The following is a 14677-nucleotide window of genomic DNA, read 5'->3' as shown; positions in this document are numbered from 1 at the left end:
CCTAGTTTTATATATTGAAAACTACACATCGACTCGGCTAGTCTTGTCAAGACCCTGATGAGGATGGCGGCGGTCAAACGGAGGAGAACAGGCACCCGTGGCTGGTGACGGAACAATAGGCAAAGCATGTGATGTGCTGGATCAGGTGGCGTCGTTCGGGCGCCCCGTGCGGTTTGCGGAATTGCTGGACCGTAGCACCTTTCCCAAGGCGACACTGTATCGGTTTCTGCAAACCCTGACCAATCAGGGCATGCTGTCTTATGAGCCCGAACGTCAGACGTATACACCCGGTTTGCGGCTGGTGCGGTTGGCACATGCGGCCTGGACCCAAAGCTCTCTGGCCCCGATTGCGCGGCCGTTTTTGGATGCGCTCAGCCAGGAAACGGGCGAGACGGTGCATCTGGCCCAGCTTGATTCCAGTCAGGTCCTGTATGTCGACAAGCGCAATGCCGCGCAGCCGGTCGAGATGTATTCGCAGGCTGGCAAGGTTGGACCGGCCTATTGCACAGGTGTTGGCAAGGCGATGATGGCCTTTCTGGACGACGAGGCGCTGAACAAGGCGGTGTCGCAGCAAAGCTATCACCGTTTCACGGACAAAACGCTTGCGTCCGAGCAGGCGCTGCGGGCTGATCTAGACCTGATCCGCCAGCGCGGTTTCGCCGTGGATGACGAAGAACACGAGCCCGGCATTATCTGTATCGCTTGCCCGATTCTGACCTCGGGCGGGCGGATGCTGGGTGCGATTTCCGTGACCGGTTCAACAGATCGAATGAATTTTGAGCAATTGGAAGCCTGGGTTCCCCGGGTTCGGCGCGTTGCCGAACAGATCGGGGCCGAGGCGCAGGCGTGGCGGTTCCCCGAAACCCGCCGGAATGCCTATAGCGATAGGATGCAAGGGACATGACAGGTGTAACTCTGAACCAGGCGATCAAGCGGTATGGCCAAACTCAGGTCATTCACGGCATTGATCTGCAGATCGAAGATGGCGAATTCTGCGTGTTCGTCGGCCCCTCGGGCTGTGGCAAGTCCACGCTGTTACGGATGATCGCTGGGCTTGAGGAAACATCCGAAGGCCAAATCCATATCGGCGCGCGCGAGGTGACCCATATGGACCCGGCCAAGCGCGGCGTGGCAATGGTGTTTCAGACCTACGCGCTCTATCCGCATATGACTGTCGCCGAGAATATGGGGTTTGGTCTGCGCATGAACGGCGTGGCCAAGGGTGAGATCGACAAGAAGGTTCAGGAAGCCTCGAACATCCTGAAACTGGATCAATACCTGAAACGCAAGCCCAAGGCCCTGTCCGGCGGGCAGCGTCAGCGCGTTGCCATCGGTCGTGCGATCGTGCGCGGCCCCGAGGTGTTTCTGTTTGACGAACCGCTGTCGAACCTCGACGCCGAATTGCGGGTCGAAATGCGGGTCGAAATCGCCCGTCTGCATCAGGAAATCGGCGCGACGATGATCTACGTAACCCACGATCAGGTCGAGGCGATGACAATGGCGGACAAGATCGTCGTTCTGCGCGATGGCCGGATCGAGCAGGTGGGTGCCCCCATGGATCTGTACCGCGATCCTGATAACCGCTTTGTTGCCGGTTTCATCGGCTCACCCGCAATGAACTTCCTGGAATGCGACTATGCCGACGGCCATGTCACGCACCCCGCACTTAGCCAGCCCTTGCCGGTTTCCGCCTCGGTTCCTGCTGGTCTGTCCAAGGTCACCTTGGGCATGCGCCCGGAACACATCCAGATCGACCGCTCTGCCGAAACCTGCACGGTTGATCTGACCGAAGCACTGGGTGGGGTGTCGTACTCCTATCTGCTGACACCCAATGGCGACAAACTGATCGTCGAGGAACGCGACGACCAGCGCAGCACAACGGGCGAGCGCATCGGCATCTCGGTCCAGCCCGAACGTGCGATGGTGTTTGATCCTGAGACAGGTCAGCGGTTTCGGTAAGCGGCGGGCGCGTCGCTTGCATCTTACATCCTTCGTGACCTGATCCTACCACCCGTGGCAAAACGCGCGCCCATGGGTGATTGATTCCAATCCAAACCTCATTTATGGGAGGCTCTGTCAAAACAGAGTCACCCAGGGGCGATAGTATTGGTCTGCCCCTACCGCGCCACGCTGATGTGGCCCCAACTCTTGGATCGCACGCCCCGAAAGGCTTAAAAAAGGTAAAAGAATATGGCAGATAAATCGAACTTCGACATATTGTATACCATTGTAGACGAAGCGCCTGAACTGGCCAGCGCGTCGTTTCTGCCCATCATTCGCAAGTTCGCCTCGGCGGCGGGTGTCAGTGTTGGCACCAAGGATATTTCGCTGGCAGGCCGTATTCTGGCAACCTTCCCGGAAAACCTGACAGACGCGCAGCGCATCACCGATGATTTGGCCGCTCTGGGTGAGTTGGTGAAGACACCGGATGCCAATGTGATCAAGCTGCCGAACATCTCGGCCTCGGTGCCCCAGCTTGTGGCGGCCATCGAGGAACTGCAGTCGCAGGGCTATGACATTCCGAACTACCCCGAAGAACCCTCGACCGATGAGGAAAAGGCGATCCGCGCGCGGTATGACGCGATTAAAGGCTCGGCTGTGAACCCGGTTCTGCGTGAAGGCAACAGTGACCGCCGCGCGGCGCGGGCGGTGAAGAACTATGCCCAGAAGAACCCGCATTCGATGGGTGAGTGGTCGTCGGACAGCAAAACCAAAGTGTCGTCGATGCCGGGTAACGATTTCTACGCAAACGAGAAATCGGCGACCATTACTGCGGCACAAGCCGGTGATGCCAAGATCGAGTTCGTGGGAAAAGACGACAGCGTGACCGTTCTGAAAGACGGCTGGCCGCTGGCTGAGGGCACCGTGGCCGACGCGTCGTTCATGTCGGTCAAGGCGCTGTCTGCGTTCCTGGCAGACGCGATCGAGGACACCAAGACAGACGGCACCATGTTCTCGCTACATATGAAGGCCACGATGATGAAGGTCAGCGACCCGATCATCTTTGGTTATGCGGTCAAGGCGTGGCTGGCCCCGGTGTTCGAAAAATTCGGTGCCGAGCTGGACGCACTGGGCGTGAACCCCAACTCGGGTCTGGGCGACCTGTTGGAGCGTGTTCAAGGCAATGCCGACATCATGGCCGCCATTGACGCGATCAAGGGCGACCGCCCGTCCATGTATATGGTCGACAGCGACAAAGGCATCACAAACCTGCACGTTCCGTCGGACGTGATCATCGACGCCTCGATGCCCGCCGTGATCCGCGCAGGCGGCAAGGGCTGGGACGAGACCGGTGCCAAGGGCGACACCAATTGCGTGATCCCCGACCGCTGCTATGCGTCGGTTTACGATGAATCCATCAAGTTCTTCAAAACCAACGGCGCGCTGAACCCGGCCACTGCCGGTGCGGTCGCAAACGTCGGCCTGATGGCACAGAAGGCCGAGGAATATGGCTCGCACCCGACCACATTCCAGGCCCCTGCTGATGGCACCATCCGCATCGTTCTGGCCAATGGCGAGACGCTGCATTCGCATGAGGTCGAACAGGGCGACATCTGGCGGTCCTGCACCGTCAAGAAGGCCCCCATCGAGAACTGGATCCAACTGGCGATGGATCGTCAGCGCCTGACGGGGTCCGAGGCGATTTTCTGGCTGGACGCCAACCGCGCCCATGACGCCGAGCTGATCAAATACGTGACACCAGTGCTGGAAGCTGCAGGCGTAGCGGACAAGTTCCAGATCATGGCCCCGCGCGAGGCGACCCGCCAGTCGTTGGAAACCATCACGGCAGGCAATGACTCGATTGCCATCACCGGCAACGTGCTGCGCGACTACCTGACCGACCTGTTCCCGATCCTGGAACTGGGCACCTCGGCCAAGATGCTGTCCATCGTCAAGCTGATGAATGGCGGCGGTCTGTTCGAAACCGGCGCGGGGGGTTCGGCCCCGAAACACGTGCAGCAGCTGGTTGAGGAAAACCACCTGCGCTGGGATTCGATGGGTGAGTTCTGCGCGCTGGGTGAATCCCTGAACTTCCTGGCCGACAACAAGGGCAACGCCAAGGCGGGTGTACTGGGTGCCGCAGCCGAGGCCGCGACGCAGGGCATTCTGGACAACAACCGCTCGCCCAGCCGCAAGGTCGGCCAGCCCGACAACCGCGACAGCCACTATTGGTTCGCGCGCTACTGGGCCGAAGCACTGTCCGCGCAGTCGGACGATGCGGAACTGGCGGCAGAGTTCGCACCCGTCGCGGCAGACCTGGCAGCGAAGGAAGAGCAAATCCTTAGCGAATTGGCCAGCGCGCAAGGTGCAGCGGCTGACCTGGGCGGTTACTACCATACCGATCCGACAAAAACCGCTGCGGTGATGCGCCCCAGCGCAACACTCAACGCGATCATAGGCTAAACCAAAGCCGACCGGATAACCGTGCTTCGGCCCGGTCACTGATCGAGCAAAACCAAAAAGGGCGGGCCTTTATCGGCCTGCCCTTTGTTTTTCGTTTCCAAATTAATTAAGGTTTAAGGAAAAAGCACAACTCAAGGTTCAGTTTGGCAACACTCACGCAGCCGTTGAAAAAGCTTGAACGACTTGTCTTGCATTTCAGGAATGCGTGCAGATTATCAGAGACTTAACGCCCATGCGCCTCGGTCGCTGGGCCAAGGGCAGAGTTTCTACATGAACGGGAGCAATCATTTGGACAGCGTTGGGCGTGGCGAACGGTTAGGCCGGATTCTGTGCTTGATCCCGGCTTTGTACTTTTTTGCCACGGCGGCTTACGCTCTGGTCAACTTCGCCGAATACGCCGCCGGCACCGCGCGGTTGCTGCGCTATGTTCTGATTCCGGCTGCATTGGGCCTGTTTTTGGTGCTTGCTGCAGTGTTCACACGACGCGACACACGGCTGATGGTCGGGATTTGCATGTCCACCTTGTTGGCGACGCTATTTCTGTTCGAAGGCTATATCAGCGTCAAATCTCTACAAGGCGAATTGGGGTCGGTCGGCATTGTGAAGGACGATGTTGATCTGGCACCGTATCTGCAAAACCTGCCGCCCGCTGCGACGTTGAAAAGCGTCAATAACGCAGTCGAACTGAAACAGTTGAGCAAGGCGGTTTTGGCACCGCAGCCCAAGAACCAGATGTTTCTGTGTTCGCTGGATGGCCAGCCGGTCACGTATGAGCCCGACAGGTTAGGGTTCCGGAATCCCGACTCTGTCTATGATGGCGACATTGAGGTTTTGGTGCTGGGGGACTCGTTTGTTGAGGGGTTCTGCCTGCAAGACGGTGAACACCTTGCGGACCAGTTGCGCGCCTATTCCCCCAACTTGTTGAATCTGGGGCACCGCAGCGCCGGGCCCTTGTTCGAACTGGCGGTCTTGGGGCGCTATGGCCCGGCCTTTGAGCCGGATTTGACGATAATGGTGTTCTTTGCAGGCAATGACTGGCGAAACCTGAACCGCGAACTGACAATGCCGTGGCTTGCACAAGCTCTGGAAGACGGGGTGGATTTCGGGCCTGTCGCCAAATCGGATCAACAGATTGCAACGCTGACAGATCAGATTGATCAACAGTGGGGCAGCATGGACTTGTCCCTGAGCCACTATTTCCAATCCAGACGTGTTGTTCGAAACTTCCTCGCCTTGCAAAAAACGGCCAAGCTGTTGGGGCTTCACTACCCGCAGGCGGTCGCGCCACAACCCGAGTACAAGGATATTCTCAGCCTCGCTGAGGACATAGTGGCGCAATGGGGGGGCGAGCTTGTTATCGTCTTCGTGCCCCCGGTCGACCGTTTTAGTGGTTTGATTTCGCAGGACTTCCTGCACGACCCGCTCAGAGACTTGGTTCAAAGCGCCGCCGACGAGGTTGGGCTGGCGGTGATCGACCTGACAGATCAGTTTGAAGCGCATCCCAGGCCCAAGGATTTGTACGCGTCAGACGCGCATTTCAGCCCGGCCGGGGCGTCGCTGGCGGCCGAGGCCATCGCAGCAGGATTGCAACAAAGGGGGTTTATGAACTGAGCCGTTGGTGACGGTGCTGCTTATGGAAGCGCACATAACGCTTTAAGTATTTGTAATTAATTGTCAATTTATAGCCGATGTGAGTTCAAATAGGTGATGCTGACGATCAAAGTAGATTCGAAATGATTGAAGCTATTCCTTCAACAATAATCTGGAAACCGCACTTTCCGTCACAAACCAGTGGCAATCCAAGACTTCGCAGGCTCATTCTTTAGAATTGTGAACTACATCATTGTTCCGTTGTTTGATTTGTAGCAGGTATTTTTAATGAAAGTTGTTCATGTGATTACGGGCACCAATGTTGGGGGTGCCCAAATTATGTTGCAAAGATATTTAGCGGCGTTGGGATCTGACGCCCGCGATCATTCGGTGGTCTCGTTGATGGGTGACGGTGTTATTGCAGAGCCGATCCGCTCTTTGGGGGTCAATGTCACTTCGCTGAATTTGCGGGAAGGGCAGGTGACGCCGGGCTCGCTGGTGAACCTGCGCCGTGCGGTCAGGGAACTCGCTCCGGACGTCGTGCATGGATGGATGTATCACGGATGCATGGCGGCCTGGGCCGCAATTGCCGGGCGCATCACTTCGAAACCCGGGCTTGTCTGGGCGGTGCACCATTCCTTGCAGGACATTCAGAACGAGAAACGCTCAAACCGCATTCTGATACGCGCGCTGGCCAAACTGTCAGGCTTCGCCGGGCAGATTACCTATTGTTCGGACGTATCGCGCAAACAGCACGAGGCTATTGGGTTCTCGGGCGCGAATTCGGCGCTTATCCCCAATGCGATCGACACCAATATGTTTCGCCCGGACGATGCGGCGCGCAAGCGGCTTGAGGATCTGTGCGGCGTGAATGACGGCAGGTTTTTTGTCGGCAATTTTGCCCGCAGCCATCCGATGAAGGATCATGTTTCGATGGTCAGGGCAACGGCAAAGCTGCTTGAATCCGGCTACGATGTGCATGCGGTGATCTTTGGGCAGGGCACCACGACAAGCCCTGCGGTGGCCGAGGCCAACGCTTTGGGCATCAGCGATAGGGTCAGCGCCTTCGAAGGCCGACCCGATGTGGAAAAACTGGTGCCGGGTCTCGATATTTTTCTGCTGTCCTCAGCCTGGGGCGAAGCCTTCCCACTGGCGGTGGCCGAGGCAATGGCATGCCAGGTTCCCTGCGTCGTAACGGATGTGGGTGACAGCGGCTTTCTTGTCGGCAACTCCGGGCTTGTCGTTCCACCGGCTGATCCGGACGCTCAGGCCGGGGCCGTGGCGCAACTTCTGGATGCGGGACCGGACAAGCGCGCGGAGTTGGGCCAACTGGCCCGTGAAAGAATTAAGTCGGAATTTTCTGCCGAGAGGTATATACAGTTGCACGAGGTTGCCTATCTTAAGGCGATGTATGTTAAGGCGTCGAGCAATAGTGGTTTGTCGAAGTCTGCCTAGGTTTGTGTGAACTCAGGCTGGCGGGCTCGGTTTTTCGGCAAATGCACGTTCGAGCCCCGGAAGTTTTAAGAGTGAGTGTACCGCTATTGCGGTAAAAGGGTTTGAATATGACGGTTCAAGAGAGAATTGAACATACAGTTGTGTCGCAAAGTGAAGGTCGCGTCGGATTAGATGGCGTTTCGCACATTGTGCGAAGACATATGCCAATGATGCTGGCCATTGTTGCGGTGGTCGTCGGGATTACATTCCTGGCGGTTCGCCTGCTCGAGCCACGCTACCGCACAGTTTCAACCGTTGTCATGACGATGCTCGAGACCCGGGTCAGCGCGACCGAGGTTGAACTGGAAACCTTTGAACTGACCCGCGCGGTTATCGAAACCGAGATGGATATTCTGCGGTCCCGCGAGTTTGCGGCGGATGTGGCCGAAGCAATGTCATTGTTCAATGATCCGACCTTTGTGCCATATGCAGACCCTGGAACGCCCGGCTCAACAGCAGATCGCAGAGAAAAGGTCATCGACAAAACGCTGGGGTCCTACAAGGTGGTTCGCCGGGGCGAAAGCCTGGCCATCGAGATTATCGCAACATCCAACGACCCGCTTCTGGCCGCCAAATTCTCGAACACCGTTGCCGAGACCTATATCCTGCGCTCAAAGCTGAAGCGGACCGAGCTGATTTCGGATTCCATCACCTTCCTGCGGACGCGGGTCAGTGAATTGGGCGAAGAACTCTCGCAATCCGAACTGCAACTGGCGGCGTTCATTCGGCAAAACAAACTGGATGATTTGACCCTGCCTGACAGGTTGCGTGCCGAGAACGACCGTCTGTCTTCGATCTATGATGCCGTCAAGGACGACGAGGCGCTGAAAGACGAATCCGACCGTGTGGCGAAGGAACTGGCCGAGATTCAGGTCGCCCTGCATGAGCGCACACGCTCGGAACTGGCCTTGATGCGGATGGAACGGTCGATTGAACTGCTGCGCCTCAGGTATCAGAACTCAATCGAAAAGCTGAATGAGCTTGAGACACAGTTGGAGTTTGCCGGTCAAGGCGCGCGTCAGGTCTCATTCGCGCGCATTCCTGTTGAGCCGTATTGGCCAAACCCGCGTGTTGCGGTTGCGGTCAGCGGTGTTGCCGGTCTGGCCTTGGCCTTTATCGCAGCGCTGTTACTGGAAGGCCTGAACTACCGTCTTTGGAGCGAACGCCAGACCGCCCGAATTTCCGGCCTTGCGAATTTTGGGTTCCTGCCAAGCATCAAGGAACGCACATTTTTCAGTCGCGAGAATACGTCATCCTGGTTCCTTGAGGGCGACGCGACCCCGTCCTTCTTTCAGGCGCTGCGCGGGTTCCTGACGCTTTGGTTCAATCTGGTCACGGATGGCAAGATCGTCATGATCACATCCGGCCTTCCCGGCGAAGGCAAATCCACCGTCGCCGTTTCCATCGCTGCGGCCGCTGCAAAAGAGCAGATGAAAGTTCTGGTCCTTGATCTGGACAACCACAAAAGAGGCGCGACCAAGCTTGTTGGATCGGATGCCAAACCCGCCAGCGCCGCGGATGTTTTGGCGGATAAAGTTGTGCCTCAGCCGGTTGTCGTCAACGGCGAGACTGCGTTCCACCTTCTGTCGCTGCACATGCTGGACGATCAGTCGCCGGCCAATGCAAAAAGCACGCTCAAGCGCCTGAACACCAAGCTGCGCAAGCATTTCGATCTGGTAATCGTGGACACTCCGCCAACTCTGATCGTGCATGATGCGTGCCGGTTGGGCGACCTTGTCGACAAAACCCTGATCGTTGTGCGTTGGGGCAATACCAGCGAGGCCGTCCTGCGCGACACCGTGGACAAGCTGGAGCGTAACGGAATTGACGTCACGGGAACAATTATCAACGACGTGAACACCCGCAAGCACAGGAGATATGGTTATGGCGGTGGCGCCGACTATTATTCCTACAATAAGTCAGGCTACTACTAAGCTGATTGCGCGCGCGTCGACCGTCATTGCCCTGAGCGTTGCTTTGTTTTTGGCGCAAGATGTCGCGGCAGAGTCTGCCTTTCCGGGTGCCGTAGGCTATGGCGCTGGTGCTGTCGGCTGGAAGGGCGGCAGTGTTCTGACTGTGACCAACCTGAACGACAGTGGTCCGGGGTCGCTTCGGGATTGTGCCGAAGGCAACGGCCCCCCACGCATATGTGTCTTTGCGGTTAGCGGGACTATCGACCTGACGAACGCAATTTGGGTTGGACCAAACACCTATATCGCCGGACAGACTGCCCCCGGGGATGGCATACAGCTGCGGATTGTCGAAGGGAAAGTCGGCACGCTGATATTGAAGAACGTGAACGATGTCGTGGTGCGCTTTCTGAAAGCGCGTCCCGGGGTCACGGATGAACAGTCATCGGTTGTGGATGCGGTAACGGTAGAAAACGGTCAGCGCGTCTATCTTGGCAACCTGTCCCTGGCGTTCGCCTCGGACGAGACGGTCAACATTCACGTATCGAACGCGACCGCGCAGGACATAACACTGGCGGACAGTATTGTTGCGCTTAGCCTGGATCGTTCGAACCATCCCAAGGGGCGTCACTCCAAAGGGGCGCTGATCTGCTCGGACGAAGGTCCCACGAATGCGTGCGGCCGGATCTCGTTGATCCGAAATCTGTTTGCGCATCACCGTGACCGGCAGCCGGACATCAAGGCAACTGATATTGGCCCGGTCGAGGTCATCAACAACGTTTTCTACAATCCAATCAGCCAGTTTGGCGAGTTCTACGACCTGCTGGGCGACGCTGCTGTCGCCTATATCGGGAATGTCGCCCTGACCGGCCCCGATACCATCCGCAAAACGCCCGAAGCCGTTCAGGTGTTCGAGTGGGAGGATGACTATGCCGTTGCCCTTTGGGCCGAGGGCAACATTGCAGGCACGCCCGACGGCTGCCGCGCGCGCCGGTTCGAGGTTTTGGACGTGGTCGCCATGCAGCAACAGGTTCCTCCCGGAAGCTGGCCTTTGACGACAGATCCCCTCCCGGCCGCCGAAGCGCTTGAAACGGTGCTGAGCCGTTCAGGGGATCGGATCGAAGGGCACCGCGAACCGGATAAGCTGGATGGGGCTATCATCGGGGATGTTCAAAACTGCACCGGTCAGATCATCGACAAGGTCGAGCAAGTTGGCGGCTGGCCCGATATTGCGTCTGCCAATCCGGTCGCCGACAGCGATCTGGACGGTTTGCCCGATGCTTGGGAAGAAACCCGCGATGGGCTGGATCCCAACCGCATTGATGATCCGTGGGCTTTGGATCCGCAAACGGGGTTGAGCCATGTTGAAACATGGCTTGCCATCATGGCCGGAGACCTGTCTTGACTGCGCGCCTGTCATCCGGGCTTCGCGATGAGCCGTTGAAAAAGCGCCTTCTGCGCAATCTCAAGTGGATTTTCTCGGCACAGGTTGCGGTTGCTCTGCTTGGAATGGTCTATCTTGCCTTTGGCGCGCGCGCATTGGGTGCGGCGGGGCTGGGGCTGATTGCTGTTCTGGAGGCCTACAGCCGAATTATGGCCAGATTGCTGCATCTGGAGCCGTGGCAGGCCGTCATTCGACATGCCAGTACGGCGCTGGAAAACGATGAGGTGGATCGCTTCGGACGGTTGATCGGCCTGTCCGTGCTCGTGGACTTGGCTGGCGGAGTGCTAGCGGCCACCGTGGCATTTCTTCTCGCGCCCATTTTGGCACCATTGCTTGGACTGGAAGACACCTATTTCTGGCTGTTGCCGGTCGGGGCGGCAGCCTGTGTCCTGTCGCTGCGGGCGACAGGTATTTCACTGCTTCGCATCTATGACCGCTTTGACATTCTGGCCAAACTGGACAGTGCAACAGCGGCGTTTCGGGCGTTTCTGGCAATCATGGCCTGGGTATTGGACTTGGGTCTTGTGGGGTTTGCCGCGATTTTCGTTCTCATAAGTCTGCTGGACGGCACATTGGCCTATCTGGTGGGCCTGACCCAGATGCGAAAACGCGGACATCGGTTGCAGTTTGGCGGTATCCGGGAAACGCTGGCCGAGAATCCGGGATTCCTGCGGTTCATGTGGAACAGCAACCTCTCGGTCATTTTACGCCAAACCTCGCAACGGTTGGACGTCATTATTCTTGCCGCAATGGTTCCGGCAACTGCGGTTGGCTACTACCATATCGCGCGGCGCTGCGGAGATGCGGCACTGCGACTGGGTCGCCCGCTCAGCCAAACGATCTACCCGGAATTCACGCGGCTTTCGGCACGCGGACAAGTCGCGAAGCTGGGGAAAATCCTGCGCAACATAAGCGCCGGATTTGCGGTGGTGCTGGTGCTGGTGCTGACACCGGTCATCTGGCAGCTGGATAAGATCATACTGGCGTTCTTCGGGCCGGAATTCGGCCCTGCAGTTCCTGTTGTTGCAATTCAGGCTGTGGCCGTTGGGTTCTATCTGTTTGGCTGCATCGTCAACCCCGCGCTGCTGAGCCTGGAACAGGACCGCGCGATGGTCAGGATCGGTGCCCTAATTACCGGGCTGTTTTTTGTCCTGATATACCCGATGGTCACAACTTTCGGGGTAGCCGGGGCTGCTGCGTCGCACTTGATTTGTAACGCCATTTGGTTGGTTTTGTGTAGTATCGTGTTGAAACGGGCTGTCAGTGCAGCCGTCAACAAGGGGGTGCCTCGTGAAAGCTGACGCTTTGCACCAACCCGTCAAACCGGCTCAACACAGCGGTTTTCAGGTGCCGGATGTCTTCGGTTTCAGACGCGCCGGTTTGACAGGGCTGGAAGGGTTCTTTCTGTTCCTTGTGGTTGCTTTGGCACCCATCAATTACCTGCGCTTGCAAGCGGTCTATTTCACAGCCTCTGACGCCTGCGCGGTGATCGCCGTTATTGTTCTGGTGTCTCAGCAACGTCTGCCTCTCAACTACTTTGGCCGCGCCAGTGGCATGTGGTATCTGTCCTTTTTCCTTTTCGCCGGGGGGCTGACTATAAGCTCGCTGGTAAACGGCAATCCGGTCGAACTGGTCACCGTGGTATCGCAGTATTTCTTTTCGCTGATGCTGCTACCCTTGTTGCTGGGGGCACGAAGCTACCCGCAGGTGATCGCATTGCTGCGGGTGCTGATCGTGTCCATCACCTTTGTGATGGTATTCGGCGCCTATATCGTTCACTTCGTCGAAGACGCGGGGCCGCGCCTGCTGTCTTACAACGGCAGGATGCGATCTCTGATCGAGCGTGAAAACGAATGTGCCACACTGGCCGCGATCGCGATCATCCTTACGTTGGGCTTGTACTATCTGAAAGAAATCAAGGCCATCTGGTTGGTCATATGTCTGCCGGCGCTCTATTACGGGGTCATTCTGACCGGATCGAACAGTGGCCTGCTGATCAGCACGCTTGGCACCATCATCATCGTTTTCCTATGCGGAACGAGGCGCAGCATTGTGATCACCCTGGTCGGGTTCCTGATCGCCCTGTTCTCGATGCTTGAATTTGGCCAGTATTTCCTGCCCGAAGTGTTTCAGGACCGGGTCCTTGGCGCGTTGGTTGATGGCGACATCAGCGAAGCCGGCACATTCGATGGCCGGTATTTCTTGATCCAAGAGGCATTGCATGTCGCGCAGGATACTCTGTTCCTAGGGCTGGGTGCCGAACAATACCGTACCGTCAGCGACCATGGCGCACCGGTTCACAGCATGTATCTTCTTGCGTTGACCGAGGGTGGGTTGATCTCGCTCCTCGGGCTTGTCGGCTTTATCCTGACAGGTATCTATCTTGCATGGCTGGCATTTGCATCCAACGGGTCCCGCAAGGTACCCGCGATCACACTGACCATCCTGATGGTCTACAGCGTCATGCTGAACATGTTTCCGGCCTTTTATCCCCGGTTCTGGAATGTTCCTCTGATCCTTGCACTATCGCTAAGCGCATCGTGCATGGCCGAGTTCAGAACCGGTCTGGCCAATCACCAAAACAATACTGCAACACCGCGTACCGGGAGGATCACGCATTGAAATTCATAAGACTTATTTTGTGCTGCGCCCTGATGTCGATGGGCTACGTCCCGGCAGTTGCGCATGCTGAAAGCTATGAGCTTCTTGAACATGACCGCCTGTTGCTGCGCGCGATGCGCTGGGATCCTGTCGTGTCGTCATTTGTTCAATGGGACGGGGTCTCGGGCGAATACAAAATCGGCCCGGACGGAACCCTGATGGTGCCGCTGGCGGGACAGATTCAAGCCAGTGGGAACACGCTGGAGTCCTTGTCCAAACTGATCGAAACGCGTTTGCGGCGGCAGGTGGGACTTGCTGAACCGCCACATGTCGCGATTGAGGTGATCGACCATCTGCCCGTCTATGTTCTGGGCGATGTCACGGCCCCCGGTGCCTATCCGTTCCGGCCCGGTTTGACGGCACAGCAGGCTTTGGCCCTGGCTGGCGGCCCCTTGCGACCGCCATTGCAGCTGGGGTCCGGGAATGACTTCCAAACACTCAGCCTGGGCGGCGAAATCCGTTTGCTGACCACGCAAATCGCAGCTTTGGAAAACGAGCACGAGCGTCTTACGACCGATCTCGATGCCCTGTCTTCCGAGGATCAGGATGCAACCGCCGAGATCGGCGGGCTGGAAGGTCAAATCCTTGCGGCCACCCAGACGGCCCGCAGCGGGCAGGGAGTCAGCCTTCGCGAATTGCAGGAGGTTCAGGAGCAGCAGATCAAAAGCCTGGAAGAACAGCTGAAGCTGCGCGAAGAACAGATCGAGTTTACGCGGAAAGATCTGGAAAGCGTGAATGAACTGAAGGAACGGGGGCTGGCGGTCAATGCGCGGGTCACGGCGCTGAATATCTCGCTCAGCAACCTGATATCCGAGCGGCTCAATCTGGAGATTGCGCTGCTGAACGCCAAGCAACAGCTCAACCGCGCGCAACGGGACGAATTGGCTCTGGTAGATACGGCCAGATCACAGGCCCTGACCCGCCTCAATCAGGTTGAACAAGAATTGCTCACGTTGCGCACGCGGCTTGCGACGGCACAGACCCTACATAATGAGGTGGTCGCGGCGGGTCTTGCAACTGATGCCGAGCCGGTGGGCGAAACCGTTATTGAATACAGTGTAACCAGAGAATCCAAGCTGTTGTCCGACGCATTTGATGCTGTTGGCGCATTGCTTCCCGGCGACACATTGGTCGTTAGCCGGACCGTTATTTTATCACCAAACACTGAATAGTC

10 protein-coding genes are annotated in these 14677 nt (G+C 57.5%); all 10 read left to right on the top strand.

Annotated features, from left to right (window positions below; all coding sequences use genetic code 11):
- The first annotated feature begins 97 nt into the window (after positions 1-97).
- The 10 genes from ACR0E6_RS14665 (at position 98) to ACR0E6_RS14620 (ending at position 14675) form a co-directional block, all read left to right on the top strand.
- The gene (locus ACR0E6_RS14665; protein WP_480584634.1) at positions 98-904 is read left to right on the top strand and encodes an IclR family transcriptional regulator; all 807 of its coding nucleotides are present in this window, start codon (positions 98-100) and stop codon (positions 902-904) included.
- A complete protein-coding gene (locus ACR0E6_RS14660) occupies positions 901-1959 on the top strand; it encodes an ABC transporter ATP-binding protein (protein ID WP_480584632.1) in 1059 nt (352 codons plus the stop codon). Before ACR0E6_RS14665 ends, ACR0E6_RS14660 begins: the two co-directional genes overlap by 4 nt.
- A gap of 231 nt (positions 1960-2190) precedes the next feature.
- Positions 2191-4404, top strand: coding sequence for an NADP-dependent isocitrate dehydrogenase (locus tag ACR0E6_RS14655; protein WP_480584629.1), 2214 nt, complete (start codon positions 2191-2193; stop codon positions 4402-4404).
- A 270-nt stretch (positions 4405-4674) separates the two neighbouring features.
- The gene (locus tag ACR0E6_RS14650; RefSeq protein ID WP_480584626.1) at positions 4675-6015 is read left to right on the top strand and encodes a GDSL-type esterase/lipase family protein; all 1341 of its coding nucleotides are present in this window, start codon (positions 4675-4677) and stop codon (positions 6013-6015) included.
- A gap of 267 nt (positions 6016-6282) precedes the next feature.
- The gene (locus tag ACR0E6_RS14645; protein ID WP_480584623.1) at positions 6283-7449 is read left to right on the top strand and encodes a glycosyltransferase; all 1167 of its coding nucleotides are present in this window, start codon (positions 6283-6285) and stop codon (positions 7447-7449) included.
- A 206-nt stretch (positions 7450-7655) separates the two neighbouring features.
- A complete protein-coding gene (locus tag ACR0E6_RS14640) occupies positions 7656-9422 on the top strand; it encodes a polysaccharide biosynthesis tyrosine autokinase (RefSeq protein ID WP_170453782.1) in 1767 nt (588 codons plus the stop codon).
- Positions 9373-10803 carry a pectate lyase family protein gene (locus ACR0E6_RS14635; RefSeq protein WP_480584621.1) on the top strand — a complete coding sequence of 477 codons (1431 nt, stop codon included), beginning with the start codon at positions 9373-9375 and terminating at the stop codon, positions 10801-10803. Before ACR0E6_RS14640 ends, ACR0E6_RS14635 begins: the two co-directional genes overlap by 50 nt.
- On the top strand, positions 10800-12143 hold the full coding sequence (locus ACR0E6_RS14630) for a lipopolysaccharide biosynthesis protein (RefSeq protein ID WP_170453780.1): 1344 nt from the start codon (positions 10800-10802) through the stop codon (positions 12141-12143). Before ACR0E6_RS14635 ends, ACR0E6_RS14630 begins: the two co-directional genes overlap by 4 nt.
- Entirely contained in the window at positions 12133-13464 is a 1332-nt protein-coding gene (locus ACR0E6_RS14625) for an O-antigen ligase family protein (protein WP_170453779.1), read from the top strand. The genes ACR0E6_RS14630 and ACR0E6_RS14625 overlap by 11 nt, the downstream gene beginning before the upstream one ends.
- Complete coding sequence (locus tag ACR0E6_RS14620) at positions 13461-14675, top strand: polysaccharide biosynthesis/export family protein (protein WP_480584618.1); 1215 nt, start codon at positions 13461-13463, stop codon at positions 14673-14675. The genes ACR0E6_RS14625 and ACR0E6_RS14620 overlap by 4 nt, the downstream gene beginning before the upstream one ends.
- The last annotated feature ends 2 nt before the right edge of the window (positions 14676-14677 follow it).

The sequence above is a fragment of the Ruegeria sp. AP12 genome (assembly GCF_056540025.1).
This window is presented reverse-complemented; position numbering and strand designations above follow the sequence as displayed.

Coding starts and splice junctions, on each gene's coding strand:
- ACR0E6_RS14655 (WP_480584629.1), top strand. CDS start 2,191: ATGGCAGATAAATCGAACTTCGACATATTGTATACCATTGTAGACGAA.
- ACR0E6_RS14660 (WP_480584632.1), top strand. CDS start 901: ATGACAGGTGTAACTCTGAACCAGGCGATCAAGCGGTATGGCCAAACT.
- ACR0E6_RS14650 (WP_480584626.1), top strand. CDS start 4,675: ATGAACGGGAGCAATCATTTGGACAGCGTTGGGCGTGGCGAACGGTTA.
- ACR0E6_RS14640 (WP_170453782.1), top strand. CDS start 7,656: ATGATGCTGGCCATTGTTGCGGTGGTCGTCGGGATTACATTCCTGGCG.
- ACR0E6_RS14645 (WP_480584623.1), top strand. CDS start 6,283: ATGAAAGTTGTTCATGTGATTACGGGCACCAATGTTGGGGGTGCCCAA.
- ACR0E6_RS14635 (WP_480584621.1), top strand. CDS start 9,373: ATGGCGGTGGCGCCGACTATTATTCCTACAATAAGTCAGGCTACTACT.